The 26,115-nt window shown below is 68.0% G+C and carries 24 protein-coding genes; 15 read left to right on the plus strand and 9 right to left on the minus strand.

The window, feature by feature from the left end; all coding sequences use genetic code 11:
- The first annotated feature begins 53 nt into the window (after positions 1-53).
- The 4 genes from NDR87_RS35485 to NDR87_RS35500 all read left to right on the plus strand — a co-directional run bounded on the left by NDR87_RS35485 (position 54) and on the right by NDR87_RS35500 (position 3,441).
- Positions 54-1,394 (plus strand): FAD-binding oxidoreductase, encoded by a 1,341-nt coding sequence (locus NDR87_RS35485; RefSeq protein WP_251918409.1) that lies wholly within the window; start codon positions 54-56, stop codon positions 1,392-1,394.
- A 64-nt stretch (positions 1,395-1,458) separates the two neighbouring features.
- Positions 1,459-2,343: an SPFH domain-containing protein gene (locus NDR87_RS35490; protein WP_251918411.1), complete on the plus strand. Its 885-nt coding sequence runs from the start codon at positions 1,459-1,461 to the stop codon at positions 2,341-2,343.
- The gene (locus NDR87_RS35495) at positions 2,343-2,510 is read left to right on the plus strand and encodes a hypothetical protein (protein ID WP_251918413.1); all 168 of its coding nucleotides are present in this window, start codon (positions 2,343-2,345) and stop codon (positions 2,508-2,510) included. Before NDR87_RS35490 ends, NDR87_RS35495 begins: the two co-directional genes overlap by 1 nt.
- 109 nt (positions 2,511-2,619) lie before the next feature.
- Positions 2,620-3,441 (plus strand): hypothetical protein, encoded by an 822-nt coding sequence (locus tag NDR87_RS35500; protein WP_251918415.1) that lies wholly within the window; start codon positions 2,620-2,622, stop codon positions 3,439-3,441.
- Here the strand turns inward: NDR87_RS35500 and NDR87_RS35505 are convergent.
- Positions 3,413-4,294, minus strand: coding sequence for a class I SAM-dependent methyltransferase (locus NDR87_RS35505; RefSeq protein ID WP_251918417.1), 882 nt, complete (start codon positions 4,292-4,294; stop codon positions 3,413-3,415). The two genes, NDR87_RS35500 and NDR87_RS35505, sit on opposite strands and share 29 nt — an antisense overlap.
- Before the next feature lie 265 nt (positions 4,295-4,559).
- Between NDR87_RS35505 and rpsA the strand changes: the two genes are divergently transcribed.
- The 3 genes from rpsA (at position 4,560) to NDR87_RS35520 (ending at position 8,123) form a co-directional block, all read left to right on the plus strand.
- Complete coding sequence (gene rpsA, locus NDR87_RS35510; protein WP_251918419.1) at positions 4,560-6,020, plus strand: 30S ribosomal protein S1; 1,461 nt, start codon at positions 4,560-4,562, stop codon at positions 6,018-6,020.
- A 106-nt stretch (positions 6,021-6,126) separates the two neighbouring features.
- Positions 6,127-6,495, plus strand: coding sequence for a DUF5655 domain-containing protein (locus NDR87_RS35515; RefSeq protein ID WP_251918421.1), 369 nt, complete (start codon positions 6,127-6,129; stop codon positions 6,493-6,495).
- Between the two features lie 98 nt (positions 6,496-6,593).
- Positions 6,594-8,123 carry a phospholipase C gene (locus tag NDR87_RS35520; protein WP_251918423.1) on the plus strand — a complete coding sequence of 510 codons (1,530 nt, stop codon included), beginning with the start codon at positions 6,594-6,596 and terminating at the stop codon, positions 8,121-8,123.
- Between the two features lie 50 nt (positions 8,124-8,173).
- Here NDR87_RS35520 and NDR87_RS35525 read toward each other — a convergent pair whose 3' ends face one another.
- A complete protein-coding gene (locus NDR87_RS35525) occupies positions 8,174-8,383 on the minus strand; it encodes a hypothetical protein (protein ID WP_251918517.1) in 210 nt (69 codons plus the stop codon).
- Between the two features lie 289 nt (positions 8,384-8,672).
- Between NDR87_RS35525 and coaE the strand changes: the two genes are divergently transcribed.
- Positions 8,673-9,863, plus strand: a complete 1,191-nt coding sequence (coaE, locus tag NDR87_RS35530; protein WP_251918425.1) for a dephospho-CoA kinase — start codon at positions 8,673-8,675, stop codon at positions 9,861-9,863.
- Here the strand turns inward: coaE and NDR87_RS35535 are convergent.
- The 3 genes from NDR87_RS35535 to NDR87_RS35545 form a co-directional block, all read right to left on the minus strand.
- Positions 9,853-10,398: a DUF402 domain-containing protein gene (locus NDR87_RS35535; protein ID WP_251918427.1), complete on the minus strand. Its 546-nt coding sequence runs from the start codon at positions 10,396-10,398 to the stop codon at positions 9,853-9,855. The genes coaE and NDR87_RS35535 overlap by 11 nt on opposite strands.
- A 162-nt stretch (positions 10,399-10,560) precedes the next feature.
- On the minus strand, positions 10,561-11,124 hold the full coding sequence (locus tag NDR87_RS35540; RefSeq protein WP_251918429.1) for a hypothetical protein: 564 nt from the start codon (positions 11,122-11,124) through the stop codon (positions 10,561-10,563).
- An 864-nt stretch (positions 11,125-11,988) separates the two neighbouring features.
- Positions 11,989-12,393, minus strand: a complete 405-nt coding sequence (locus NDR87_RS35545) for a hypothetical protein (protein ID WP_251918431.1) — start codon at positions 12,391-12,393, stop codon at positions 11,989-11,991.
- On the opposite strand from NDR87_RS35545, the gene NDR87_RS35550 reads away from it, so the two are divergent.
- The 3 genes from NDR87_RS35550 to NDR87_RS35560 are packed head-to-tail and all read left to right on the plus strand — an operon-like array spanning position 12,355 to position 15,776.
- On the plus strand, positions 12,355-13,146 hold the full coding sequence (locus NDR87_RS35550) for a hypothetical protein (RefSeq protein ID WP_372494395.1): 792 nt from the start codon (positions 12,355-12,357) through the stop codon (positions 13,144-13,146). The genes NDR87_RS35545 and NDR87_RS35550 overlap by 39 nt on opposite strands.
- A gap of 9 nt (positions 13,147-13,155) precedes the next feature.
- The gene (gene uvrB, locus NDR87_RS35555; protein ID WP_251918433.1) at positions 13,156-15,330 is read left to right on the plus strand and encodes an excinuclease ABC subunit UvrB; all 2,175 of its coding nucleotides are present in this window, start codon (positions 13,156-13,158) and stop codon (positions 15,328-15,330) included.
- 20 nt (positions 15,331-15,350) lie between these two features.
- Positions 15,351-15,776: a VOC family protein gene (locus tag NDR87_RS35560; RefSeq protein WP_251918435.1), complete on the plus strand. Its 426-nt coding sequence runs from the start codon at positions 15,351-15,353 to the stop codon at positions 15,774-15,776.
- Between the two features lie 34 nt (positions 15,777-15,810).
- Here NDR87_RS35560 and NDR87_RS35565 read toward each other — a convergent pair whose 3' ends face one another.
- Positions 15,811-16,281 (minus strand): glyoxalase/bleomycin resistance/extradiol dioxygenase family protein, encoded by a 471-nt coding sequence (locus tag NDR87_RS35565; RefSeq protein ID WP_251918436.1) that lies wholly within the window; start codon positions 16,279-16,281, stop codon positions 15,811-15,813.
- A gap of 76 nt (positions 16,282-16,357) precedes the next feature.
- Here NDR87_RS35565 and NDR87_RS35570 point away from each other — a divergent pair, with 76 nt between their 5' ends.
- The 3 genes from NDR87_RS35570 to NDR87_RS35580 all read left to right on the plus strand — a co-directional run bounded on the left by NDR87_RS35570 (position 16,358) and on the right by NDR87_RS35580 (position 18,573).
- On the plus strand, positions 16,358-17,221 hold the full coding sequence (locus tag NDR87_RS35570) for an AraC family transcriptional regulator (protein WP_251918438.1): 864 nt from the start codon (positions 16,358-16,360) through the stop codon (positions 17,219-17,221).
- Between the two features lie 54 nt (positions 17,222-17,275).
- On the plus strand, positions 17,276-17,692 hold the full coding sequence (locus NDR87_RS35575; protein WP_251918440.1) for a DoxX family protein: 417 nt from the start codon (positions 17,276-17,278) through the stop codon (positions 17,690-17,692).
- A 428-nt stretch (positions 17,693-18,120) separates the two neighbouring features.
- On the plus strand, positions 18,121-18,573 hold the full coding sequence (locus NDR87_RS35580) for a universal stress protein (RefSeq protein WP_251918442.1): 453 nt from the start codon (positions 18,121-18,123) through the stop codon (positions 18,571-18,573).
- Positions 18,574-18,720: 147 nt separating this feature from the next.
- Here the strand turns inward: NDR87_RS35580 and NDR87_RS35585 are convergent, their stop codons facing one another.
- The 3 genes from NDR87_RS35585 to NDR87_RS35595 form a co-directional block, all read right to left on the minus strand.
- Positions 18,721-21,024, minus strand: a complete 2,304-nt coding sequence (locus tag NDR87_RS35585) for a 3'-5' exonuclease (RefSeq protein ID WP_251918445.1) — start codon at positions 21,022-21,024, stop codon at positions 18,721-18,723.
- Positions 21,025-21,094: 70 nt separating this feature from the next.
- Complete coding sequence (locus NDR87_RS35590) at positions 21,095-21,436, minus strand: antibiotic biosynthesis monooxygenase (protein ID WP_251918446.1); 342 nt, start codon at positions 21,434-21,436, stop codon at positions 21,095-21,097.
- A gap of 11 nt (positions 21,437-21,447) precedes the next feature.
- Positions 21,448-22,884 (minus strand): diguanylate cyclase domain-containing protein, encoded by a 1,437-nt coding sequence (locus NDR87_RS35595; RefSeq protein WP_251918448.1) that lies wholly within the window; start codon positions 22,882-22,884, stop codon positions 21,448-21,450.
- A 269-nt stretch (positions 22,885-23,153) separates the two neighbouring features.
- On the opposite strand from NDR87_RS35595, the gene uvrA reads away from it, so the two are divergent.
- Positions 23,154-26,090 carry an excinuclease ABC subunit UvrA gene (uvrA, locus tag NDR87_RS35600; RefSeq protein ID WP_251918450.1) on the plus strand — a complete coding sequence of 979 codons (2,937 nt, stop codon included), beginning with the start codon at positions 23,154-23,156 and terminating at the stop codon, positions 26,088-26,090.
- The last annotated feature ends 25 nt before the right edge of the window (positions 26,091-26,115 follow it).

Here is a 26,115-nt window from a genome sequence, read left to right on the forward strand (position 1 = left end):
TCAGAAAATCTATCTGTTTCACTTCTAGGCAAGCCTGCGGAATCGTCGATGGCATGACGAACACCGACTTCCCCACCTTCACCGGCCCGGTCCTCCGCGCCGGCGAGGACGGCTACGACGCCGAGATCGCGGGCTTCCAGACCGCCTACACCCATCGTCCGGCCGTCGTGGTCGGCGCGGCGCACGCCGAGGATGTGCGCGCGGCCGTGGAATACGCCGCGCGTCACGGACTTCCGATCGGCGTGCAGGCGACCGGCCACGGACTGTCGGTGGCCCTCGACGGCGGGGTGCTGATCAGCACCCGCCGCATGACCGACATCGGCGTGGACCCGGCGGCCCGTACCGCGAGGGTCGCGGCCGGCGTTCGATCCGGGGCGCTGGTCGAGGCGGCCGCGGCGCACGGGCTCGCGCCGCGCAGCGGCTCGTCGCCGTCGGTCGGCGTGATCGGTTACCACCTGGGCGGCGGCCTGGGCATTCTCGCCCGGACCTTCGGTTACGCCGCCGATCACGTCCGCGCGATCGAACTGGTCACCGCCGACGGCCGCCTGCGCCGCCTGGTCCCAGGGGACGAGCTGTTCGGCGCGGTGCTCGGCAGCGGCGGCAATTTCGGCGTGGTCACCGCGCTGGAACTGGAACTGATCCCGCTCACCACCGTCTACGGCGGTCGGCTGGTCTTCGACACCGCGCTCGCCGAGTCGGCGCTCGAGGTGTGGCGGCGGTGGACCCGCACCGTGCCCGAGGAGATGACCTCGGCCATCACGCTCATGACCATGCCCGATGTGCCGGTGATCCCGGAACCGTTGCGCGGCCGCTACATCGCCACCATCAACATCGCCCATACCGGCCCGGCCGAGGAGGGTGAGCGCCTGGTCGAGCCGCTGCGCCGGATCGGCGAGCCCCTGGCCGACGAACTGCGGGAGATGCCGTATGCCGAAAGCCACGCCATCTACCGCGATCCCGATTTCCCGCATGCCTACACCGCGACCAACGTGCTGCTCTCGGAGCTGAATGCCGATGCGGCCCGGGCCTTTCTGGATGTCACCGGGCCGGACGTGCCGGTCGCGGTGGTGGCCGGATTCCGGCACCTCGGCGGCGCGCTGCGCCGGGCCGGAGCCGCGACCATCGATCACCGGGACGCGGAGTACATCGCCCGGTTCATCACCGAACCCGGCGAAGGCGCGGTGCGCGCGCAGCACGAGCTGATCGCGAAGACGTTGTCCCCCTGGACCGTCGGGCACAACCTCAATTTCCTCTACGGCGCGGGCGAGTGGGCCGACGAGGACCAGACCCGGGCGGGCTATACCCAGCACACCTATGCGCGGCTGGCGGCGCTGAAGTCGAAGTACGACCCCGCCAACCTGTTCCGGGCGAATCGCAATATCCAGGGGAAGTGAGGGATGCCAGCGGCGCGGCGGCCATGCTATCTTCGTGATATCACTTCGATATTGGGAGGATGTCATGGAGCTTCGTCCGGCCAGCCGGGTGAATGGGTTCGCCGTGGCGGCGGTCCTGCTCGTGCTGTTCATCGCGGCGGTGGCGGGGGCGGTCGTCGGTTTCGTCCAGGCGGCCGACGGCGGTGGAATGGGACCGCTGGCCGGGGCGATCGTCGCGACGGTCATCGCGCTGCTGCTGCTCGCCTCGGCGACCGGGTTGACGGTGGTCAATCCCAACGAGGCGCAGGTGGTCCAGTTCTTCGGCCGCTACATCGGCTCGGTCAGCGAGCCCGGCTTCTTCTCCGTAGCGCCGCTGACCGATCGGCGGCCGATCTCGCTGCGCGTGCGCAACTTCGAGACCCAGCGCCTGAAGGTCAACGACGCCGACGGCAGCCCGGTCGAGATCGCCGCGGTGGTCGTCTACCGCGTCGTCGACAGTTTCAAGGCCGCCTTCGCCGTCGACGATTACGAGGAGTATGTGGAGACGCAGTCCGAGGCGGCGGTGCGGCATCTGGCCACCACCCATCCGTACGACGCCCACGATCCGGACCGCACCAGCCTGCGCGACGGCGCCGAGGTGGCCGAGGAGCTGACCATCGAACTGCGCGAACGCACCTCGACCGCGGGCATCGAAATCCTCGAGGCCCGCATCACCCACCTCGCCTACGCGCCGGAGATCGCCCAGGCCATGCTGGTCCGCCAGCAGGCCGCGCAGGTGGTGGCCGCGCGCACCCGCATCGTGGAGGGCGCGGTGGGTATGGTCGGCCTGGCCCTGGAACGGCTCACCGCGGAGGGCATGGTCGAACTGGACGAGGAGCGTAAGGCGGCCATGGTGTCCAACCTGCTGGTCGTGCTCTGCGGTGACCGCCCGACCCAGCCCGTCGTGAACACCGGCACCCTCTACGCCTGATGACCAAGCGCGAGCCGAAGAAGGTGCTGCTGCGGCTCGACCCGGCCGTCCACGAGGCCATCGCCAAGTGGGCGGCCGACGACTTGCGCAGCATCAATGGTCAAATCGAGTACGCCCTGCGCCAGGCGCTGGAGCAGGCGGGGCGATCCCCCAAGAGCCGGGGTTAGAAAAAGACTCCACACCCGCTATGTCCGGTAATTATTACCGGTAAGTCACGTGTTGGGCACAAAATATGTATAGACGTGCGAATACGTCACGAGTCGGTAGCGTGGTCGCGTGCCGATCGCGTTCGATACCCGAGGACTACAGCAGCTCGATCAGAACAGGTGGGGCAATCCCGTCACCGGTGATGTCGTCACCCTGACGTATCTCGATCTGGTGCCCGATCTGCCCGCGTCGCTGGACGACCCCGACACGCTGCGGCGGAAGCTCACCGAACTGCAGGCCGAATTCGGCTGCCTCATCGAGGCGCACGCCATCACCGTCGACGGCCAGCCCGCCCTGCTGCGACTGGAGAAGTTCCCGCTCACCGAGCGGTCCGGCCTCGGCTTCACCGCGGGGATCGTGGTGCCCAAGGCGAGCTGTAGCGCGATCCTGAAGATCCAGTGCGTGGAGACCGGTCGGTCTGGCGTGCGCGAGGCGGCCGTCGTGCCGCGGGTCGGCTTCCAAAACATGTTCCCCCCGCATCCCTACGCTCCGGAGATCAAGGGCAAGCTGCCCTACAACGCCGCCGACGACGCGCGCTGGGATCCGCAGTTCCCCGATCATCCGCTGACGCGGGCGCGGGCCTGGGTCACCTACGTCAGCCGCACCGCCCGCATCGATCCGCGCTTCGTCGCGCTGCCGCCGTTCACCGGTCCGGCCGCGGCCAAGCCGAGCGCGGCGGAAACCGTCGCGATTTCGAGCGGTGCGGTGCGCGCGCGGGCCGCGGCCACCGCGCCGGGCGGGGGATCCGCACAGGCCGGGACCGCCACGACGGGTGCGGAGCACGCGGCCATCCCGACGAGTGGGGCGCATGCGCAGACCACGGCCATTCCGACCAGCTCCGTGCGCGCGGAGACCGTGCCGATCAGGCGGGAGCAGCCCGCTTCTCGGTGACGAAAATGGCTGTGCCCGGGAAGATCTCGCCGCGCAGCGGGCTCCACTGCCCCCATTCGCGGTCCAACCACTCGGGCCAGTCCGGCTCCACGATGTCGAGCAGGGTCAGACCGGCCGCGACGATCTCGCGGACCCGGTCGCCGATGGTGCGGTGGTGTTCGACATAGGTCGGCTCGCCCGTCACGTCGAGCTCCACATAGGGGGTGCGATCGAAATAGGGGATCGTCGCGCGCAGCCCGTCCGGACCCGGATCGTCGGGGAAGATCCAGCGCATCGGGTGATTCACCGAGAACACCCAGCGACCGCCGGGGCGCAGCACGCGGGCCACCTCGCGCATCACCCGAGCCGAATCGGCGACGAAGGGCACCGCGCCGAATGCCGAACAGGCCAGATCGAACGACTCGTCGGCGAAGGGCAGGGCCTCGGCATCGGCCTGGACCAGCGGCACCCGCGGACCGCCCCGGTCCATGGCCGCCACGCCGCGATCGAGCATCGCCCGCGACAGATCCAGGCCCACCGGATGCGCGCCGCGCCCGGCCAGCCAGCGCGAACAGGGCGCCGACCCGCAGCCGATCTCCAGGATCGTCTTGCCGGTGACGTCGCCGAGCAGTTGCCAATCGCCCTCGTGCAGGCCCTCGGGACACCAGATGAACTCGCCGGTGGGGGAGTCGACACCGAGGAAGTCGGCGTGCGTGTCGTGATACTGCGCGGCGTCGGCATCCCACCAGCGTCGGCTGGCGCGTCGGCTGGCCGTCGAGTCGATCTTCGCGCGGGTCACCCCGGTGGTGCCGAGTAGCGCATTGGCCTGAGCGTGTCGATCTTCGTCCAGCGCAACGGGATGATCATCGGGCATCATGTAAGGGTATCCACTTTGCCCAGGGGGACCCGTGTTTGCTTGTCGCAACCGGCGTCGCGTACGCTGTGTCCCGCGAGTGTCTTCAGTACTTGCGTACCGAAGTCGCGCGTGCTGTGTGATTCATGCGCCTAGTGCAGCGTTGTGTAGTGCGGCAGCGATGTGCTGAGCATGTTCAACGTAGTCCCCTGGCTGTGATCCCACGGCAAAACCGAAAGTACCAATGTCCACTACCGACCACAATCCGTCCGGAGCACCCCAACATATGCCCACCACGACCACCTCGCCGCAGGTTGCCGTCAACGACATCGGCACCGCCGAGGACTTCCTCGCCGCAATCGACAAGACGATCAAGTACTTCAACGACGGCGATATCGTCGAAGGCACCATCGTCAAGGTCGATAGGGACGAGGTCCTGCTCGACATCGGCTACAAGACCGAAGGTGTCATCCCTTCCCGCGAGCTCTCGATCAAGCACGATGTCGACCCGGCCGAGGTCGTTTCCGTGGGCGATGAGGTCGAGGCCCTGGTCCTCACCAAGGAGGACAAGGAAGGCCGCCTGATCCTGTCGAAGAAGCGCGCGCAGTACGAGCGGGCGTGGGGCACGATCGAGGAGCTCAAGGAGAAGGACGAGGCCGTCAAGGGCACCGTCATCGAGGTCGTCAAGGGTGGTCTGATCCTGGACATCGGCCTGCGCGGCTTCCTCCCCGCTTCGCTGGTGGAGATGCGCCGCGTCCGCGATCTGCAGCCGTACGTCGGCAAGGAGATCGAGGCCAAGATCATCGAGCTGGACAAGAACCGCAACAACGTGGTCCTGTCGCGGCGCGCGTGGCTCGAGCAGACCCAGTCCGAGGTCCGCAGCGAGTTCCTGCACCAGCTGCAGAAGGGCCAGGTCCGCAAGGGCGTCGTGTCCTCGATCGTCAACTTCGGCGCGTTCGTCGATCTCGGCGGCGTCGACGGTCTGGTGCACGTCTCCGAGCTGTCCTGGAAGCACATCGACCACCCGTCCGAGGTCGTCGAGGTGGGCATGGAGGTCACCGTCGAGGTGCTCGACGTCGACCTGGACCGCGAGCGGGTCTCGCTGTCGCTCAAGGCGACTCAGGAAGATCCGTGGCGTCAGTTCGCCCGCACCCACGCCATCGGCCAGATCGTGCCCGGCAAGGTCACCAAGCTGGTTCCGTTCGGTGCGTTCGTGCGCGTCGAGGAGGGCATCGAGGGCCTGGTGCACATCTCCGAGCTGGCCGAGCGCCACGTCGAGGTGCCGGATCAGGTTGTGCAGGTCGGCGACGACGCGATGGTCAAGGTCATCGACATCGACCTGGAGCGTCGCCGGATCTCGCTGTCGCTGAAGCAGGCCAACGAGGACTACCACGCCGAGTTCGATCCGTCGAAGTACGGCATGGCCGACAGCTACGACGACCAGGGCAACTACATCTTCCCCGAGGGCTTCGACCCCGACACCAACGAGTGGCTCGAGGGTTACGAGAAGCAGCGCGAGGAGTGGGAGTCCCGCTACGCCGAGGCGGAGCGTCGCCACAAGATGCACACCGCCCAGATGGAGAAGATGGCCGCCGACGCCGCCGCCGAGGCCGCGAACGGCGCCCCGTCCAACTACTCCTCCGAGAGCGGCTCGCAGTCGGCCTCGCAGTCGGAGCCGGCCGGTGGTTCGCTGGCCAGCGACGCGCAGCTGGCCGCGCTGCGGGAGAAGCTCTCCGGCAACGCGTAATTCGCGAAGCAAGTCACTGAAGGCCCCGGTCCATCGGACCGGGGCCTTCGCCCATCGATGGCGTATCCGCCCGACATCGCGGTGCGCGCCGCGATAGCGTGGTGGCGTGACCGAAGGTGCGCGTACGCCGGAGGAGTTCTTCGCCGATTCGCCCACCGGCGCGGCCATCGCCGACGCCGTGGTGCGGGCGATCGATGCGATCGGCCCGGCGCGGATGCGGATCACCAAGAGCCAGATCGCGTTTCGCCGACGCCGCGGCTTCGCCTATCTCTGGCGGCCCGAGCGGTACGTCCACAGCGATGTTCCGGCCGTCCTGTCGATCGCGTTACCCCACGAGCTGACCTCGGCCCGCTTCAAGGAGATCGCGCATCCGGCCGCCACCACCTGGATGCACCATCTCGAACTTCGTGCGCCCGGCGAAGTGGACGACGAGGTGCGCGCCTGGCTGGCCGCTGCCTACGACCGCGCCGCGTGACGCGCACACGTCCCGGTTGGTCGAGTTGATCTCTCTCGGGTAGCCTCAGCGAAGTTCTCGAAACTGTTCTATTTCACAATCCTGAGAAGGTTCGGCGTATGGGGCTGTTCGACGGCATCAACCGGCGTGATTTTCTGGCGAAGGCGATGGCCGCCGGTGGCGTCGCGACCCTGGCGTCCTGGGCGAATCCGATCATCGAGCGGGCGCATGCGGCCGATCCGGCCGGAATGGGCGGGCTCGGGGATATCGAGCACTTCGTCCTGCTGATGCAGGAGAACCGGTCGTTCGACCACTACTTCGGCACCCTCTCGGGCGTGCGAGGCTTCGGCGATCCCTCGGCGGCGTGGCGGCAGTACGGCTACGCGCCCGGTGTCGGCCCGACCCCCGACGGCTACCTCGAGCCGTTCCGTCTCGACACCACCAAGGGCGCGACCCTGGACGGTGAGTGCATCAACGACCCGGACCACAGCTGGAAGGGTATGCACGAGGCGTGGAACGACGGGCGCAACGACCGCTGGATGCCGATGTCGATCGCGAGCGTGGGTCCCGGGAACGGCCCGGCCGCAATGGGTTACTACACCCGCGAGGACATTCCGGTCCACCACGATCTGGCCGACGCGTTCACCATCTGCGACCACTACCACTGCTCGGTGCTCGGGCCGACCGACCCGAATCGGCTGTACTGGGTCTCGGCGACCATCGATCCCGACGGGCTGGCCGGTGGCCCACTGGTCGAGACGCCCACCCTCATTCCGCAGAACGCCTACAGCTGGCGCACCTATCCGGAGAATCTGTCCGAGGCCGGGGTCAGCTGGAAGATCTACAACAACCGCGATGTCGGCCCGATCTCGTCGGTAATTCTGGACGGCATGATGGGCTGCTTCAAACAGGCCGCCGATCCGAATTCCGAATTGGCCAAACGGGGTAAGGCCCCGGTCTATCCGAACGATTTCGCCGCCGATGTGGCCGCCGACCGGCTGCCGTCGGTGTCGTGGGTGATCCCGCCGCTGTTCAACTGCGAACATCCGGCCCTGCCGCCCGCGCTCGGCGCCGTCGGCATCATGCAGGTTCTCGACATCCTCACCTCGAATCCGCGGGTGTGGGAGAAGACCGCGCTGATCGTGAGCTACGACGAGAACGGTGGCTTCTTCGACCACGTCACCCCGCCCACCCCGCCGCCGGGCACGCCGGGGGAGTTCCTGACCGTCGACCTGAACCGGGTGTCGAAGTCCGAGGGCATCGCCGGGCCGATCGGATTGGGTTACCGCGTCCCGTGCCTGGTCATCTCGCCGTATTCGCGCGGCGGTCTGGTGGCCTCGGAGACCTTCGATCACACCTCCCAATTGCGCCTGCTGGAACGCCGTTTCGGTGTCGAGGTCCCCAATCTGACCGCCTGGCGGCGCGGCGTCACCGGCGATATGACCTCGGCCTTCGACTTCGCCGCCACCCCCGACGCCGCCCGGCCCCGCATCACCGACCCCAATACCCGCACCGCCGCCGCGCTGGCTCAATGCGGCCCGAATATCGCCCTCGGCACCGCCGTCCAGGGCGTCCCGTATCCGGTGCCGCCGAACAACATGCCGGTGCAGGAGCCGGGCGCGCGCCGCCGCCCGAGCGGAATCGTCTGACCCCCAGCGCTTTCGGCATACCCGGCCGCGCCGGATTCGATCGAGCGAATTCAGCTGGCGGTGGCCGGGATCCAGCGGGCGGAGGAGAGGGTGCGCCTGCGCATGGCGGCGAAGCTGTGCCGGGCGGGGCTGAGCAGTGCGGTGAGCCAGGGGCGGCGGTATTCGGCCAAGGCCGCCGCGACGGCGGGGAGATGGATGCAGTGCACCGTGCCCGGCATACCCAGTCGGTGGCGACCCGTCTGGATGTTTTTGGTGCCCAATGGTGTTCCTTTGCTAGCTCGAGACGGCCTGGATCGCCTGCGGCGAAACATTAGCGGAACAAAAGTGTGAAGTGCCGTATTTTGCGAAACTTCGGCCCCGGCGTGTCGGAAAGTTGCGGACCTACGGTCCGGATAGGGAAGCAAGGTTTCGAATTGATATCGCACCAGTCACGGAACGGGCAATTTGCTGAAAATGGGGTGAGAGTCGTTGCGTGGGTGGGTAATCAGCCCGATTGGCCGGAGTGGGGTGCGGCGCGCGGCTCCTGGCCGGGGATGCGAGACTGATCGAATGTTGCGAATCGGTCTCACCGGAGGCATGGGAGCGGGCAAGTCGACCGTGGCGCGGCTGCTGGTCGAGCGGGGCGCGGTGCTGGTGGACAGCGACGTGATCGCCCGCGAGGTGGTGGCGCCCGGCACCGCGGGGCTGGCCGCGCTGGTCGAGGCGTTCGGCCCCGAGATCCTGGCCGCCGACGGCAGTCTGGACCGGCCCGCATTGGCGGCCAGGGCATTTGCCGACGACGAATCCCGCGCGCAGCTGAATTCCATCACGCATCCGCTGGTGGGTAAGCGCACCGCCGAGCTGATCGCCGCCGCCCCGGCGGATTCGATTGTGGTGCAGGATATTCCATTGCTCGTGGAAAACGGGCTCGGAGCGCTGATGAATCTGGTGGTCGTGGTGACCGCCGACGTCGAGACCCGGGTGCGGCGACTCGAGGAATTCCGCGGGGTTTCCCGCGAAGACGCCCTGGCCCGGATCAAGGCGCAGGCGACCGATGAGCAGCGCCGCGCGGCCGCGGATGTGCTGCTGGACAACAACGGTTCGGCCGAGGATCTCGAACCTCGAGTGCGGGCGCTGTGGGAGGAGCGGCTGGTGCCCTTCGAGCGCAATGCGCGCACCCGCACCCGGCCCGCGCGCGGCGAGGTTCGGCTGGTCGGGCCGGATCCGGAATGGTCGGCCGCGGCGCAGCGCTTGATCGGCCGCCTGGCCGTCGTGTGCGGCGCGTCGGCGCGGCGCATCGACCATATCGGCTCCACCGCGGTACCGGGCCTGCCCGCCAAGGACGTCATCGACATCCAGATCACCGTCGCCGATCTCGAGGTCGCCGACCAACTGCGGGAACCCTTGGAGCAGGCGGGATTCCCCCGCATCGTCGAATACGACCACGACGATCCGAAGCCGGGCGCCGATCCCGCGCAATGGGGTAAACGGGTGCACGTCAGCGCCGACCCGGGTCGCTCGGCCAATATTCATGTGCGCGTGGACGGCTGGCCCAATCAGCGCTTCGCGCTCGCGTTCCGGGACTGGCTGCGCGCCGAACCGGATGCGCGCGAGGAATATCTGGCGGTGAAGCGCACGGGTGCGGCCGCGGCGGCCGAACTGTCGGGCGAGGCGGCGATCCAGGCGTATCTCGATGTCAAGACGCCCTGGTTCGAACAGATCTATCCGCGTGTCGCGGCGTGGGCCGGGCTCAGCTCCTGACCCAGGTCAGCTCGATATCCAGCGATGTCAGCCAGCGGTCGAAATTGTGGCCGTGCCGGGCGAGGCCGTCGATGGTGGCGGTCGCGACGGTGACCGCCTGCTGGGCCGCGGCGAGGTCGAGGTATCCGGCGGCGTGCGCGGCGAGCAGCTCGTCGATGTCGAGCAGCCGCGCGTCGTGGTCGTTGCGCACCACGATGTCGAGGTAGTGGTCGATCGAGCGCCACCGGCCCGGCTCCACCTCGCCGAACTCCCCGATGTCGAGGTAGTAGTCCTGCCTGCGGGTGTAGCCGGGGTTGTAGTGGAAGACCGTCGCGCGCAGGCCCAGCGCGGGCAGCAGCCAGGACTCCAGATAGTGGAATTCGACGTGGTCGGCGGGCCTGGCCATGTACAGCCCCCAGGGTTCGACGTGGTAGCGCTCGACCGCGCGCACGAAGCCCTTGGGATCGATATTCGTCAGATCGGCGACATCGAAGTACTCGACCTTGGGTCGATGCAGATGCACCGTCTGAGCCCGGTCCGTCTGTGCCCGCGTCATCCGCGCCGCCTCTCGTGTGTGCAGGCCACCCGGGTTCCGCCGCATGGCCTGGTCACAGGTTTCTTCCTGGGGCGAACGAGATCGGTCGTCGCCTGGGGAGATTATGCGCCATCGCCATGCGGCGGCTACCCGTGCGCGCGGGGCGGGACCCCGTCGGCCGGACTAGAGCCAGGTGAGCCGGATGCCCCGCGAGGCCAGCCAGCGCTCGAAGTTGTGGTCGTGCGAGGCGATCCCGTCGACCACGGCCGTCGCGCGCTCGAAGGCTTGCTGTGCGGTTGCCGCATCGATGTGTCCGGCGGCGTGGGCGGCGAAGAGCTCGTCGACCCCGCGCAGTTCGGGCACGCGTCCGTTGCGGGCCACGATGTCGATGTAGTGGTAGGTGCCCCGCCACCGCTTCGGCTCGATCCGGGCGAACTCCCCGACGTAGATGTGATAGACCGGATCGCGATCGTGGCCCGCATTGGCGTGATGCATCGTGACCTGGATGGACAGTTCGGGCAGCACCCAGGTCTCGCTGTAGCGGTTCGGCGGTGCGTCCGCGCAGCACACCAAATACAGACCGAACGGTTCGACGTGGCAGCTGTCCACCGGGTGGACGAAGCCGCGGGCGTCGGTCTTGCTCAGTTCCGAGATGTCGAAGTATTCGACATGCGGCCGGTGCGGAATTCGCGCTGGCTGGGTGGCGGCGGAGTTGGCACCGGTAGTGCTGGGACGCTTGGCAAACATGGGAAGTACTCCATCGGACGCGGTGCTCCGCGAGGCTCGGGCGCGTTCCACGAGTCCGGCGAGCGCGGGTACCGCCAGAAGCGATATGTGAAAACCGGCCATGACACTGCCCTTCTTGATTCTGCCGAATCTCGGACCGTGTCAGAGTACACCTCAGCAACCCGAGTCGTGTGAACGTGAACAGACCGGAATTCTCCTGTCGCAGAATCGCTATCGTGACCGAGGTCGTTTGCGGCACCGGACAATTCGGACATTGGACGCTTGATCTACACGGTGCTGTTCGGCGTAGCCGCCGCTGTGCTCGGCGGCCTCGGCAACCCTGATTCGGACGCCCGACTCGGTATTGCTCGAATGCTGCCGCCTGGGAGCGGTTGTTGTCCGAATTCGGGCGGTCGGTCCGCGTGTCGCCGGATGTGAAATATGACTTCGAAACAATTTCGGCGAATGATCGAACTCACGATTTCGCCTGTGCGCCAGTGGCGTTGCCGAGGGATTCGAATGCGGGCGGCGTGGCACCCGGGTATGCGGCGATCTTCGGCCGTCGTGAAAATGCCGCCGACGCAGCGGGTTTCGGTGCGAGACGGGTGCGTGGGACGCGTCGGCGGCGGTGGGCTCGGAGTGTGCCGACGGGGTGTATCGGTATCCACCCGGCCTGTTGCCAAAAGATAGCTGAAGTGGGTGTTGGGGCGTTGGACGGCTCGCTCGGCGCGTGCTGTGCCCACCCGGTGGACGGATGCCGCACGCCGGTCTCGGGCCACCTGAAGTGATATGAGTCACGATCCCGCATCGGCGCGTCGCCCCCGCGATCACGCCGTCCGGCTCGACCGGCCAGAAGAGTGCGGGCCGAGCCCGGAATCCCGTGCCTCAGTCGCTGTGCACCAGATCGGCAACAGCGTGCACCACCTCGGGCGGGGCGGTCGCGATGACGGTGTCCAGGGCGCGGCGGGCGGCCTCGAGGTCGCGGATGCCCGCGTCGATGCGCTCGCGTTCGCGGTACAGGTCGACCAGGAGTTCGGGGCAGTCGGCGATGAGTCGTCCGTCGCCGGTGGACAGGCAGGGCAGTAGATCGGCGATGGTGGTGGTGGACAGGCCCGCGGCGAGCAGGCTGCGGATGTTCAGCACGGTCTGCTGTTCGTCCGCAGGCAGGGGGCACTCGCCGATCCGCTGCTGGATCTGCGGCTGTTCGGCACGCCGAGTTTCCGCGCGGCGCTGCTGATTCTGCTGTTCGGCCTGGGCACGGTCGGTGGCATCTATCTGTTCGTCACGCAATACCTGCAACTGGTACGCGGCCTGACGCCGCTGGCGGCCGGGCTGTGGCTGCTCCCTCCGGCGGGGGCGCTGATCCTCGCCTCGATGCTGACGCCGATCCTCGCGCGCAAGCGCGAGCCGAGGTTCATCGTCGCCGCCGCGCTGGCCGTCGCGACCGTCGGCTATCTGACGCTGGCCTTCGTCGAGGCCGTCAGCGGGGTTCCGGTGCTGGTGTCCGGATTCGTGCTGGTCCATGTCGGGATCAGTCCGCTCATGGTGCTCGGTACCGATCTGGTGATCGGGGTGACGCCGCCCGCGCAGGCGGGTTCGGCGGCGGCGATGTCGGAAACCAGCATGGAGTTCGGGATAGCTATCGGCATCGCCGTGCTCGGCGTGCTCGGCGCCGCGGCCTATCGGGCGGATGTCGTGGACGCCTCGCTGCCGGGGGTGCCCGCGCAGGCGCGACAGGCAGCGAAGGATTCGCTCGGCACCGCCGATGCCGCCGCCGCGGATCTGCCCGCACCTCTCGGCGAGCGCTGCTCGGCGCCGCTCGCGAGGCGTTCACGAACGGCCTCAACGCCACCGCTCTCGCCTGCGCGGCGATCACGGCCGTGCTCGCCGTCGTGGCGTCGACCTCGCTGCGATCGGCCGCGGTCGAGACCGAGGAGGATCGGCGCCCGACCGCGGCCGGCGACAGCGTGGTCGGGTGAGGGATATGGCGTGCGTCACCCGCGTGGACGCGAGCGCCTGTTTGTTGTCGGTGGGTCGTCCTAGGCTGGTCACATGGCTTTCGCAACCGAGGTTCCCGCCGAGGGAAATACGCCGCTGGCGCATTCGGAGTTCCGGCCCATCGGCGAGATCGAGCGGGCCGACGGCCGCTTCCAGGTGGTCAGTGAGCACCGACCGGCCGGTGATCAGCCGACCGCCATCGACGAGCTGGAGCGCCGCCTGCGTGCGGGGGAGCGCGATGTGGTGCTGCTGGGCGCCACCGGTACCGGCAAGTCGGCCACCGCGGCCTGGCTGATCGAGCGCGTGCAGCGGCCCACGTTGGTCATGGCGCCGAACAAGACACTGGCCGCCCAGCTGGCCAACGAACTGCGGGAGATGCTGCCCCACAACGCGGTCGAATACTTCGTCTCCTACTACGACTACTACCAACCCGAGGCGTACATCGCCCAGACCGACACCTATATCGAGAAGGACAGCTCGATCAACGACGACGTCGAGCGGCTGCGGCATTCGGCGACGCAGAACCTGCTGTCGCGCCGCGACGTCGTGGTGGTCGCGTCGGTGTCGTGCATCTACGGCCTGGGTACGCCGCAGTCGTATCTGGATCGATCGGTTCCGCTGGAGGTGGGCGCCGAGGTCGATCGCGACCGCTTCCTGCGGCTGCTGGTCGACGTGCAGTACACCCGCAACGACATGTCCTTCACCCGCGGCACCTTCCGGGTGCGCGGCGACACCGTGGAGATCATTCCGTCCTACGAGGAGCTCGCGGTCCGCATCGAATTCTTCGGCGACGAGATCGAGGCGCTGTACTACCTGCACCCGCTCACCGGCGATATCGTCCGGCAGGTCGACAAGCTGCGGATCTTCCCCGCGACCCACTACGTCGCCGGGCCGGATCGGATGGAGCGCGCGGTGCGCGACATCGAGGCCGAGCTGGAGCAGCGGCTGGCCGAGCTGGAGCGGCAGGGCAAACTGCTCGAGGCGCAGCGGCTGCGCATGCGCACCCAATACGACCTGGAGATGATCCGCCAGGTCGGCTTCTGTTCCGGCATCGAAAACTACTCGCGTCACATCGACGGCCGCCCGGCCGGATCGGCGCCGGCGACGCTGCTCGACTATTTCCCCGACGACTTCCTGCTGATCATCGACGAGTCGCATGTGACCGTCCCGCAGATCGGCGGCATGTACGAGGGCGATATGTCGCGCAAGCGCAATCTGGTCGAATACGGCTTCCGGCTGCCGTCCGCGGTGGACAACCGCCCGCTCACCTGGGAGGAGTTCGCCGACCGGATCGGGCAGACGGTGTACATGTCGGCCACGCCGGGCCCGTATGAATTGGGCCAGACCGGTGGCGAATTCGTCGAGCAGGTCATCCGCCCGACCGGCCTGGTCGACCCGCATGTCGTGGTGAAGCCGACCAAGGGCCAGATCGACGATCTGCTGCACGAGATCCGGCTGCGCACCGAGCGCGACGAGCGCGTGCTGGTCACCACCCTGACCAAGAAGATGGCCGAGGATCTCACCGACTATCTACTCGGCCTGGGCGTGCGGGTGCGGTATCTGCATTCGGAGATCGACACGCTGCGCCGGGTGGAACTGCTGCGGCAGTTGCGCCTGGGCGACTACGACGTGCTGGTCGGCATCAACCTGCTGCGCGAGGGTCTGGACCTGCCCGAGGTGTCGCTGGTCGCGATCCTCGACGCCGACAAGGAGGGATTCCTGCGCAGCACCACGAGTCTGATCCAGACCATCGGCCGCGCGGCGCGCAACGTGTCCGGCGAGGTGCACATGTACGCCGACAAGATCACCGACTCGATGCGCCAGGCCATCGATGAGACCGAGCGCCGCCGCGCCAAGCAGATCGCCTACAACGAGGCCCACGGCATCGACCCGAAACCGTTGCGCAAGAAGATCGCCGACATCCTCGACCAGGTCTACCGCGAGGCCGACGAGACCGAGGTGGTGGAGGTCGGCGGCTCCGGCCGCAATGCCAGCCGCGGCCGCCGCGCCCAGGGCGAGCCCGGCCGGGCCGTCAGCGCGGGCGTTTACGAGGGGCGCGACATCAAGTCCATGCCGCGCGCCGAACTGGCCGACCTCGTCAAGGAGCTCACCGCCCAGATGATGAACGCCGCCCGCGAACTCCAGTTCGAGCTGGCGGGCCGCCTGCGCGACGAGATCGCCGACCTGAAGAAGGAACTGCGCGGCATGGACGCCGCGGGCCTGAAATGACCCGTCGGCGCGGACATCCCATGCCCGATCTGCTCGGAATCAACCATCTGACGCTGTCCACGCCCGACCTCGACCGGCTCGTGAGGTACTACACCGATTTGCTCGGAGCACGGCTGGCGTTCGAGCGTGCGGCAACGTCCGCGGATCCGCGCATCGCGGTCGTCGATGTCGGCAACGCCGATCACCTGATGATCGTCGAGATGACGACCGACCCGGCCACGGATCTCGATCCCTTGGGCCGGGCCGGATGGGGACTACGCCTGAGAACCTACGAGCAGCTGTGCGAGGTCCGCGAACGAATCCTGGCGGCCGGTTGGCCCGCCGGGCCACTGGAAACCCTGCCGACGCAATGGACGGTGACGGTACGTGATCCCGACGGGCGTCCCGTGGATATCCGGGCCCACCGCCGCGATACCACCTCGCCGGACCGCCGCCGCGATGCCTGATCGGTCGGCACGGCCCCGCCGCGGCCGCGTCGGCTCACCCCTGCTGGGCCAGCCATTCGTTCACCCGACGCTCGGCCTCCGCGCGCGGAACGTCCTCGACGCGGGTCATCACGACCCAGCGGTGGCCGAAGGGGTCCATCACCGCGCCGAAGCGGTCGCCGGTGACGAAGGTCGACGGATCCTCGACCCGGCGGGCGCCGTGTGCGCGGGCGCGCTCGATCACCGCGTCGACGTCGGGGGCGTAGTGCATGACGCTGGTGTGGACCCAGTCGTCGGCGGGGGCGCGCAGGCCGTGTTCGGCGACCGGCATGCCCACCTGGAGGGTGGAATCGCCGATCTTCAGTTCCGCGTGGGCGGCTTGGCCGTCGGGAAGGTCGTTGCGGCTCAACACCTCCGCGCCGAAGACCGCGGCATAGAACTCGATGGCCTTGTCGGCGTCGGCGACCGCCAGGAAACAGGTGATGGAGTGGTAGCCCTCGGGGATCGGATGCACTGTGTTCGTCATGGCTATCACTCTCGCCGCCGGCCACTCGCGAATCTTGTAAGAACGCGACAGCTCCGTCGCGGAGGAGCAACGGGTCGTGCCTGAGCACGCGAAAAGTCCTGCGCCCGAGCTGATTCCGGTGCCACCCCCGGAGGTCGCCAAGGGTATCCTGTATCCGCGTGAGCAGGAGCGGCACCGCACCCTGGGCCGGTTGCCCGCCCGCGGCGAGACTGCCCGATTCATCGAGTGGTACTGGTCGGTGAGCTGGGATCTGCGCGGCCGCCCGGACTATCGGGCCGAGGTCCTGCCCTACCCGTGCGTCAACCTCACCTTCGAGCGGACGCACACCCGCGGCGGCGGCTGGGTCAACGGGGTGAGCACGGTCAAATACATTCGCGAGCTGTCCGGTCAGGGGGAGACCTTCGGCGTGAAGTTCCGTCCCGGCGGCTTCGGCGCGTTCACCGGGCTGGACGTCGGCGCGCTCCGCGATTCGGCGGCCGAGCTCACCGCGGTGCTGCCCGAGGCCGTGGGCCTGTCGGAGAAGGTGCTGTCGGCCGCCACCGACGAGGAGCGCCGCGACATCGTCGAGGAGTTCTTCACCGACGCCGCGCGCCGCATCCCGCCCGACGAGTCCTACCGGCTGGTGCTGCGCATCATCGCGGCGATGGAGTCCGATCGCGATCTGACCAAGGTCGAGCAGGTCACCGAGCGGTTCGACATCCCGATCCGCACGCTGCAGCGGCTGTTCCGCCGCTATGTGGGCGCGGGACCGAAATGGGTGCTGCGGCGCTATCGGCTGCAGGACGGCGCACATCTGCTGGCCGAGGGCCGTACCGGCGACCTGGCCGCGCTCGCACTGGAACTCGGCTACTTCGATCAGGCCCATTTCTCCCGTGAGTTCGCCCGGGAAGTCGGAATGTCGCCGCTGGAATACGCCCGTAGCGCGCTGCTGTCCGGTTGAATCCGGTACTACCGGCCCGACGGCGGGCCTGCGGACTACTGACAGGAGTGGGCGATGGATGTTCTGGTGCTGATCGGGCGGATTTTGTTCGCCCTGTTGTTCCTCGGTTCGGCGTTCGGTCATTTCACCCAGACCGATGCCATGGCCGCCTACACGGCGAGCAAGGGTGTGCCCGCCGCCAAGGTCAATGTGCTCTTCTCCGGCGTGATGCTGCTCCTCGGCGGCCTGAGCGTGCTGCTCGGGGTCTGGGCCGATCTGGGCTGCCTCATCCTGCTGGTCTTCGTCCTGCCCGCCGCATTCCTCATGCACGCGTTCTGGAAGGAGAGCGATCCGCAGGTCAGGCAGGGCGAGATGGTGAATTTCAACAAGAATGTGGCCCTGGGCGGCGCGGCCCTGATGCTGTTCGCGTTCTTCGCCCACAACCGCGACCTCGGGCTGACCCTCACGGGACCGCTTTTCCACCTCGACTGAGGCATTTCGCGCCGCCCATTGAAATCCGCCTCGCGAACTACCAGCAGGACGTGGGCCGTGCAATTGTGAAGTGTCACCGTCGGGCTGTTTACCCACGTCACCCCGTCGCCGCGGGTGTCCGGCGCGGCCCGTAGGCCCGTGCGGGCGGCCGGTATGTGATGGAAATCCCAGTGCCACAAGACCGTTCGGTTCGTGTCGGGAATCTCGCTCTTCACCCGGCCTGGAGAATCGGCGCAGGTAGCGCGGGCCAGTTATGGCATATGGTCCGCGAACGTGTGCCGGGCGTTACTCGACCGCCAGGTGTGATGTGTTGCGATTCGGGATATTTCCGGCCCGGTAAAGGTTATCGTCTAGCGCAGTTGCCGCGCGGTACCCGTCGTCACGGGCAAATCGCGCCGCATCCGACCCCTTGGACGTTTGGAGGACAGATGACCGCCTATCGGACCATTGTCGTCGGTACCGATGGCTCGGACTCGTCGTACGTCGCCGTCGAGAAGGCCGCGGCACTGGCCGGCGCTTCGGGCGCCACCCTGTACATCGCCTGCGCGTACTACCCGACCGATGACCGGGATGTCGCCGCCGCGGCCGATGTACTCAAGGACGAGGCATATCAGGTCCGCGGCTCGGCCCCCACGCACGAAATCCTGCGTACCGGCCGCGACCGCGCGACCGCCGCCGGCGCCGTCAATATCGTCGAGCGCGCCGTGGTAGGCGAGCCGGTCGAATCCCTGCTCGCCCTCGTCAAGGAGGTAGGCGCCGACCTCCTGGTGGTAGGCAACCGCGGCCTCAACACCCTCACCGGCCGCCTCCTCGGCTCGGTCCCCTCCGACGTGGCCCGCAAATCCCGCACCGACGTCCTGATCGTCCACACCGTCCGCTGACCCCCAACGGCGGCCCACCCCCGCCGTCCCGGCCCTTCGCACCCTTTCTCGCCTCTCGCACCCCTTATGGCCCGCCACAACGGGTGCGGAGCGCGGGAAAGGGTGCGGCGATCCTGCCTGCCTCCAGTCCTGCCGACGCCCGGCCTCTCACTCCCGCCGCAGCGCTCCCAGTACCTCGGGCAGCTCCTCGCTGTGCACCACCGACAGCCGCTGGGTGGCGCGGGTGAGGGCGACGTACAGGTCGTTCAGGCCTCGCGGGGACTCGTTCAGGATGGTTTGTGGTTCGACCAGGATCACCGCGTCGAATTCGAGGCCCTTGGCTTCGGAAACCGTGAGTACGCGCACGGAATCGCTTGCTACCTCGGCGAATTCGTTCACCAGGGCGTGGGGGGCCAGGATGGCGCTGATGCCGGGGCGGTCGGCCTCCTCGGCCACCAGCTTGGCTACCTGTTCGGGGCGGTCGGCGGGGTCGACGCGCAGTGCCTGTGGGGGATGGCCCGATTCGCGGACCGAGCGGGGGGCGGTGGCGTCGGGATCGATGGCCGCGAGGACGTCCGCGGCCACGGTCATGATCTCCGCGGGGGTGCGGTAGTTGACGGTGAGCTCGGTGAGCTTCCAGCGCTTGGCCACATACGGTTCCAGCATGCGCTGCCAGGACGAGGCCCCGGCCGGATCGCCGGTCTGCGCCACGTCGCCGACCACCGTCACCCAGCGGTTCGGGATGCGGCGCATGACCATTCGCCACGCCATCTCCGAGAGTTCCTGCGCCTCGTCGACGATCACGTGGCCGTAGGTCCAGGTGCGATCCCCGGCGGCGCGTTCGGCCGTGGTCTGGCGGGCGCGCACCTGCTGGCGCTCGGCCAGCTGGCTGGCGTCGATCAGGTCGTAGGCCATGAGGATCTCCGGGTCCAGCTCGTCCTCGAGGTCCTGAGGCGCCGAGCCGGTGAGGATGTCGAGCGCGTCCTGCGCCTCGGCCAATTGGGCGCGCCAGCGCCGCCGGGATCGCTCGCGCTCCTTGGTGTCGTCGACGCCCAGCAGTTCGGCCAGCTCGTCCAGCAGCGGCGTGTCCGCGGCGCTGAAATGCCCGTTGTCGGGCCGGTACAGCTCCTTGCGATCCTCCTCGGGAAGCTGATCGGCCGCGCGGGCCAGCCGCTGCGGATCGGCCCACAGCCCGGCCAGCACCTCCTGCGGGGTGAGGATCGGCCACAGCCCGGCGATCGCGCGCTGGATGTCGGCGTCGGCGCGCATCTCGTCGCGGATCTCGGTGAGATCGGCCTGGCTCAACAGGTTCCTGCCGCCGGTGAGGTCCTTACCCATGGTCGCGGCCAGCTGATCGGTCAGCGCGTCGACCACCGAGGCGGCGAAGATGGGCCGCGCCAGATTGTGCGCCCGGCGCGAGGAGCGGGCCCGGCCGCGGGCCTTGGTGGCGATCTTGCGGTCCAGGGTGAGGTCGTAGCCGTCGAAGCGCAGCCGGATCGGCTCGCTGGGCACCTGCTGCCAGTCGCGCACGCCCTTCTTCAGGACCTCGATCATGTCCAGCGAGCCCTTCAGCTCGCCCGCGCGCAGCGAATCCTCCAGCGTCGCCCGCACTCCCGGATACAGATTGCCGATCGTCGACAGCAGCACCCCGGTCTCACCGAGTGAGGGCAGCACCTGGCCGATGTAATCCAGGAAGGTGGAGTTGGGCCCGACGATGAGCACCCCGGCCTTGTCCAGCTGCTGGCGATAGGTGTAGAGCAGATACGCCGCCCGGTGCAGCGCCACGGCCGTCTTGCCCGTGCCCGGCCCGCCCTGGACCACCAGCACGCTCTTGTGCTCGGAGCGGATGATCGCGTCCTGCTCGCTCTGAATCGTCTCGACGATGTCGCTCATATGCCCGGTGCGAGCGGCGTTCAGCGCGGCCAGCAGCGCGCTCTCGCTGCCCACCCCGCCCTCGTCGGCCTCGATCGCCCCGGCCCGGCGCGCGGCCTCCAGATCCAGGTATTCGTCGTTGATCGCGGTGAGCGTGCGGTTGCGCGAGCGAATGTGGCGACGCCGGAGCACGCCGTCGGGCTGGGCGGTGGTGGCCAGATAGAACGGCCGCGCCAGCGGGGCCCGCCAGTCCAGCAGCAGGGTGGCGTAGTCGTTGTCCTCGTCGAGGATGCCGAGACGGCCGATGTAGCGGTGCTCCTCGGCCTCGCTGTCGGACAGGTCGATGCGGCCGAAGCACAGACCGTGCTCGGCGGCATCGTATTTGCTCAGGTCCTCGGAGTAGAGCTGGGTGAACGACTCGCGCTCGCTGCGCGCCTGCGGGGTGCCCCCGGTCTCCAGCAGCACCTCCCGCAGCCGCCGCTGGGCATAGGCGCGCATCTCGTCGAGCCGCTGGTACAGCTGCGTGAGGTAGGCCTGCTCGCGCTCGAATTCGGCCGCGCGGTCGGTCGCCTGGCTGTCCTCGGTGAGGCGGTCGGGCAAAGCGGAACTCCTTGTCACCACAGCCGGCCGGGCAAGGGCCGCGCGCGAGCAGAAAACAGAGTTGTCGAGTCTAGTTCGGGTTCGGCGCGCTCGCCGTAACCGCAGGTGAATCCGGCGGTGTCGCCGCCTTCACGGCGGTGAGGTGTTCGACGACCGGGAACGGCTCGTAGCAGTGGTGCGGCAGTTGCTTCCAGCGCTGATACCCCGCCGAGCCGGGGAAGCGCTCGGTGTGATCCGCCAGGCGATCCCACTCGACCAGCAGGTAGGTGTTCGGCGTCCCCATCGATCGCGACAGCGTGAGCGAGCGGAAGCCGGGCGCGCTCGCGATGATCTCGCGCGCCCGCGCGAAGGCGACCTCGAATTCGGCGGTGCGTTCGGGCAGGGCGGGAAGCAGCGCGTGCTCCAGGATCATCGGCCTGTCTTTCAGGATGCGTGGGTGCTGTTCGGCCGCCGCCCCAGGGCGCCACCCTCGCGGTGGGGGGCCGGTTTCGCACGGTACATCGCCAGATCCGCGTCGTGCAGGACGGCCTCCGGACTGCGGGTGTCGCCGGGGCGCAGCCGGGTGACGCCGATCGAGGCCTCGACCTGGATGCGGTGGCCGCGCGCGATGATCGGTTCGGCCATCGCGGCGCGCAGCCCGTTCACGAGGCCGTCCAGATCGACCGGCAGGACGCGCCCGGACAGCAGCATCAGGAATTCGTCGCCGCCGATGCGGCCCACCACGTCGTCGGGGCGCAGGCCGCGCTGCAGCCGCTGCGCCACGATCTGCAGCACCGTATCGCCGACCGCATGCCCGAGCGTGTCGTTGATGCTCTTGAAGCCGTCCAGATCGATGAACAGCACGGTCGAGACCGGTTGTTCCTCACTGCCCAGCGCGGCCGCCAGCCGTGACAGCACGAGCGAGCGGTTGGCCAGTCCGGTCAGCGGATCGTGGGTGGCCTGGTACTCCAATTGCCTTCGGCTGGCGCGAGATTCGGTGATGTCGTTGAACGACGACACCGCCGAGGAGGTCGGATCGTCCGGATTGAGCAACCGGCTCGACGCCGACAGCCAGCGGCGCTGCCCGTCGGGCCGATCGATGCCGAAGACGAAACGCGTGATCGTCTCGCCGGTGGCCAGCGTGCGCGTGATCGGATGCCGCGCGGGCGGCAGCGGTTGGGCGTTGGCGTCCAGCAGCGCCACCGCGAGCGTCTCGATCGACAGTCCGACCAGATCCTCGTCGTCGCGGCCGAAGATCCGCTTGGCCGCCGGATTGATCGATTCGATGCGTCCGTACCGATCGGTCACCACCACACCCTCCTCGAGCTGGGCGACGACCGTGGCGAAATGCTGCTCGGCACGCCGCTGCGCCGCCTCGGCGCGGCGTTGCGCGGTGAGATCGTGCACGACCACCTGATACGCCATTCGGCCGCGCCAGACGGTCAGCGCCGAGACGGTCTCCACCTCGACCAGCGCGCCGTCGCAGCGGCGCAGGATCATCTCGGTGGGATCCGACGCGTCACCGGTGGCCTGGAGGTGGTCGAGTCGCTCCAGCATGTCCGGTACCGAACTGGGATGCACGAACCACGTCACGGGGCGGCCGATGATCCGATCGACGCTGTCCGCGGCCAGCAACCGCATCATCGCGGGATTGGCATAGACGACCACGCCGCGCTCGTGCACCACCACCCCGTCGGGGCTGTGCTCGACCAGGGTTCGGTACCGCTGGGCAAGCTGCTCGGCATCGACCGCGCCGTCGGCTTCGTCACCCCACTCCACCTCGTGTACCCCCTGATCGTCGGTGACTTTCGTCAATGGCCACAGGATCATGCCGGGGTCGGCGTTACAAGACCACAGCGCCGACATTGTCGGATCGGTCACACCGCGCGCGTTTGATCGGCGCTCGTGCGGTGATCATTACAAGCGGGGTGCGCACCGGCCGGGTAGTCGGCCACATCGGTCCGCCGCGCCCCGGAAGAACGTACGCTGGATGGGCGGTCGCCGTCGGGCGGCCCGCAATCCGTCGGCGACAGCCGAAATCCTGTTCCGTGCCTGGTCGGCAGCCGTCCGCCGAAACTTGTCGGTGGGTGGTCCTAGCATGGCGGCGGGGATGAATCTGGATGCCGAACACGAGGAAGAAGGGACGGCCTGTGGCGGATCGCCTGACGGTGCGCGGAGCGCGGGAGCACAACCTCAAGGGGGTGGATCTCGACCTGCCCCGCGACAGCCTCATCGTGTTCACCGGGCTGTCCGGTTCCGGTAAGTCGAGCCTCGCGTTCGACACCATTTTCGCCGAGGGACAGCGCCGCTACGTCGAGTCGCTGTCGGCGTACGCGCGCCAGTTCCTCGGTCAAATGGACAAGCCCGATGTGGATTTCATCGAGGGCCTGTCCCCGGCGGTGTCGATCGATCAGAAGTCCACCAACCGCAATCCGCGCTCGACGGTGGGCACCATCACCGAGGTCTACGACTATCTGCGCCTGCTGTACGCCCGCGCGGGCACGCCGCACTGCCCGGTCTGCGGTGAGCTCATCGCCAAGCAGAGCCCGCAGCAGATCGTCGACCAGGTGCTGGCGATGGCGGAGGGCATCCGGTTCCAGGTCCTCGCGCCCGTGGTGCGCACGCGCAAGGGCGAATTCGTGGACCTGTTCGACCAACTGAACACCCAGGGCTATTCGCGTGTCCGGGTCGACGGCGTGGTGTATCCGCTCACCGATCCGCCGAAGCTGAAGAAGCAGGAGAAGCACGATATCGAGGTGGTGGTCGACCGCCTCGCGGTGAAGCCGAGTTCCAAGCAGCGCCTGACCGATTCGATCGAGACCGCGCTGCGGCTGGCCGACGGCATCGTGGTGCTGGACTTCGTCGACCGCGACGAGCACGCGCACGACCGCGAGCGCCGCTTCTCCGAGAAGCTGGCCTGCCCCAATGGCCATCCGCTCGACATCGAGGATCTCGAGCCCCGCTCGTTCTCGTTCAACTCGCCCTACGGCGCCTGCCCCGACTGCACCGGCCTGGGCAACCGCAAGGAGGTCGACCCGGATCTGGTGGTGCCCGATCCGGAGCTGAGCCTGAACGAGGGTGCGATCGCGCCCTGGTCGCGCGGGCAGACGGCCGAATACTTCAACCGGTTACTGCAGGGCCTGGCCGACGCGCTGGGCTTCTCGATGGACACCCCGTGGAACAAGTTGCCGCTCAAGGCCCGCAAGGCGGTGCTCGAGGGCAGTTCCGAGCAGGTGCACGTCTCCTACACCAACCGCTACGGCCGCAAGCGTTCCTACTACGCCGATTTCGAGGGCGTCATGCCCTTCCTGCAGCGGCGCATGGAGAACACCGAATCCGATTCGGCCAAGGAGTACTACGACGGGTACATGCGCGACATCCCGTGCCCGGTCTGCAACGGCGCCCGGCTGCGCCCGGAGATCCTGGCCGTCACGCTGAACTCCGAGGCCGGCCGCAAATCCATCGCCGAGGTCTGTGACTTCTCCATCCGCGACTGCTCGAAGTTCCTCAACTCCCTCGAGCTGGGGGAGCGGGAGGCGGCCATCGCGGGCCAGGTGCTCAAGGAGATTCAGGCGCGGCTGGGCTTCCTGCTCGACGTGGGTCTGGAATATCTGACGCTCTCGCGCGCCGCGGCGACGCTGTCCGGCGGTGAGGCGCAGCGTATCCGGCTGGCCACGCAGATCGGATCGGGCCTGGTCGGCGTGCTGTACGTGCTGGACGAGCCGTCCATCGGCCTGCACCAGCGCGACAACCGCCGCCTCATCGAAACTCTCACGCGGCTGCGGGATCTGGGCAATACGCTGATCGTGGTCGAGCACGACGAGGACACCATCCACTCCTCGGACTGGGTGGTCGACATCGGCCCGCTCGCGGGCGAGCACGGTGGCCAGGTGGTCTACAGCGGCCCTTACAAGGGCCTGCTGGAAGACCGCAATTCGCTGACCGGCGCGTACCTCTCGGGCCGCGAGCGCATCGAGGTCCCGCTGGTGCGGCGGCCGGTGAACAAGAAGAAGCAGCTGACCGTGGTCGGCGCGAACGAGCACAACCTGCGCGGCATCGACGTGAGCTTTCCGCTGGGCGTGCTCACCTCGGTGACGGGGGTGTCCGGTTCGGGCAAGTCGACGCTGGTGAACGACATTCTCGCCACGGTGCTGGCGAACAAGCTCAACGGCGCCCGTCAGGTGCCCGGCCGCCACACCCGCGTCAACGGCCTGGACCATCTGGACAAGCTGGTGCAGGTGGACCAGTCACCGATCGGTCGCACCCCGCGCTCGAATCCGGCGACCTACACCGGCGTCTTCGACAAGATCCGCACCCTGTTCGCGGCGACCACCGAGGCGAAGGTGCGCGGCTATCAGCCCGGCCGATTCTCCTTCAATGTAAAGGGCGGCCGCTGCGAGGCGTGTTCGGGTGACGGCACGCTGAAGATCGAGATGAACTTCCTGCCCGATGTGTACGTGCCGTGCGAGGTCTGCCACGGCGCCCGCTACAACCGGGAGACGCTGGAGGTGCACTACAAGGGCAAGACCATCGCCGAGGTGCTGGACATGCCCATCGAGGAGGCGGCCGAATTCTTCGAGCCGGTCACCTCGATCCACCGCTACCTCAAGACGCTGGTGGACGTCGGGCTGGGCTATGTCCGGCTGGGCCAGAGCGCGCCGACACTGTCCGGCGGTGAGGCGCAGCGCGTGAAGCTGGCGGCCGAACTGCAGAAGCGCTCCACCGGCCGCACGGTCTACATTCTCGACGAGCCGACCACCGGCCTGCACTTCGAGGACATCCGCAAACTCCTCGGCGTCATCAACGGTCTGGTCGACAAGGGCAATACGGTCATCGTCATCGAACACAACCTGGACGTCATCAAGACCTCCGACTGGGTGATCGATATGGGCCCGGAGGGTGGTTCCGGCGGCGGCACGGTCGTTGCCCAGGGCACTCCGGAAGATGTTGCGGCCGTTGCCGAGAGCTACACCGGACAGTTCCTGCGCGAGGTCCTGGCGGCCAAGCCCGCCACCGATCCGAAACCGGCCAAGAAGACGACCAGGGCCAAGAAGTCCGCGACCAGGAGCAAGGTCGCGGTGAGCTGAGGGCGCGGCGAATGTTCCCGATCGT

Source organism: Nocardia sp. CDC159, from assembly GCF_023740735.1.
GTDB classification, from domain to species: Bacteria; Actinomycetota; Actinomycetes; order Mycobacteriales; family Mycobacteriaceae; genus Nocardia; species Nocardia pulmonis.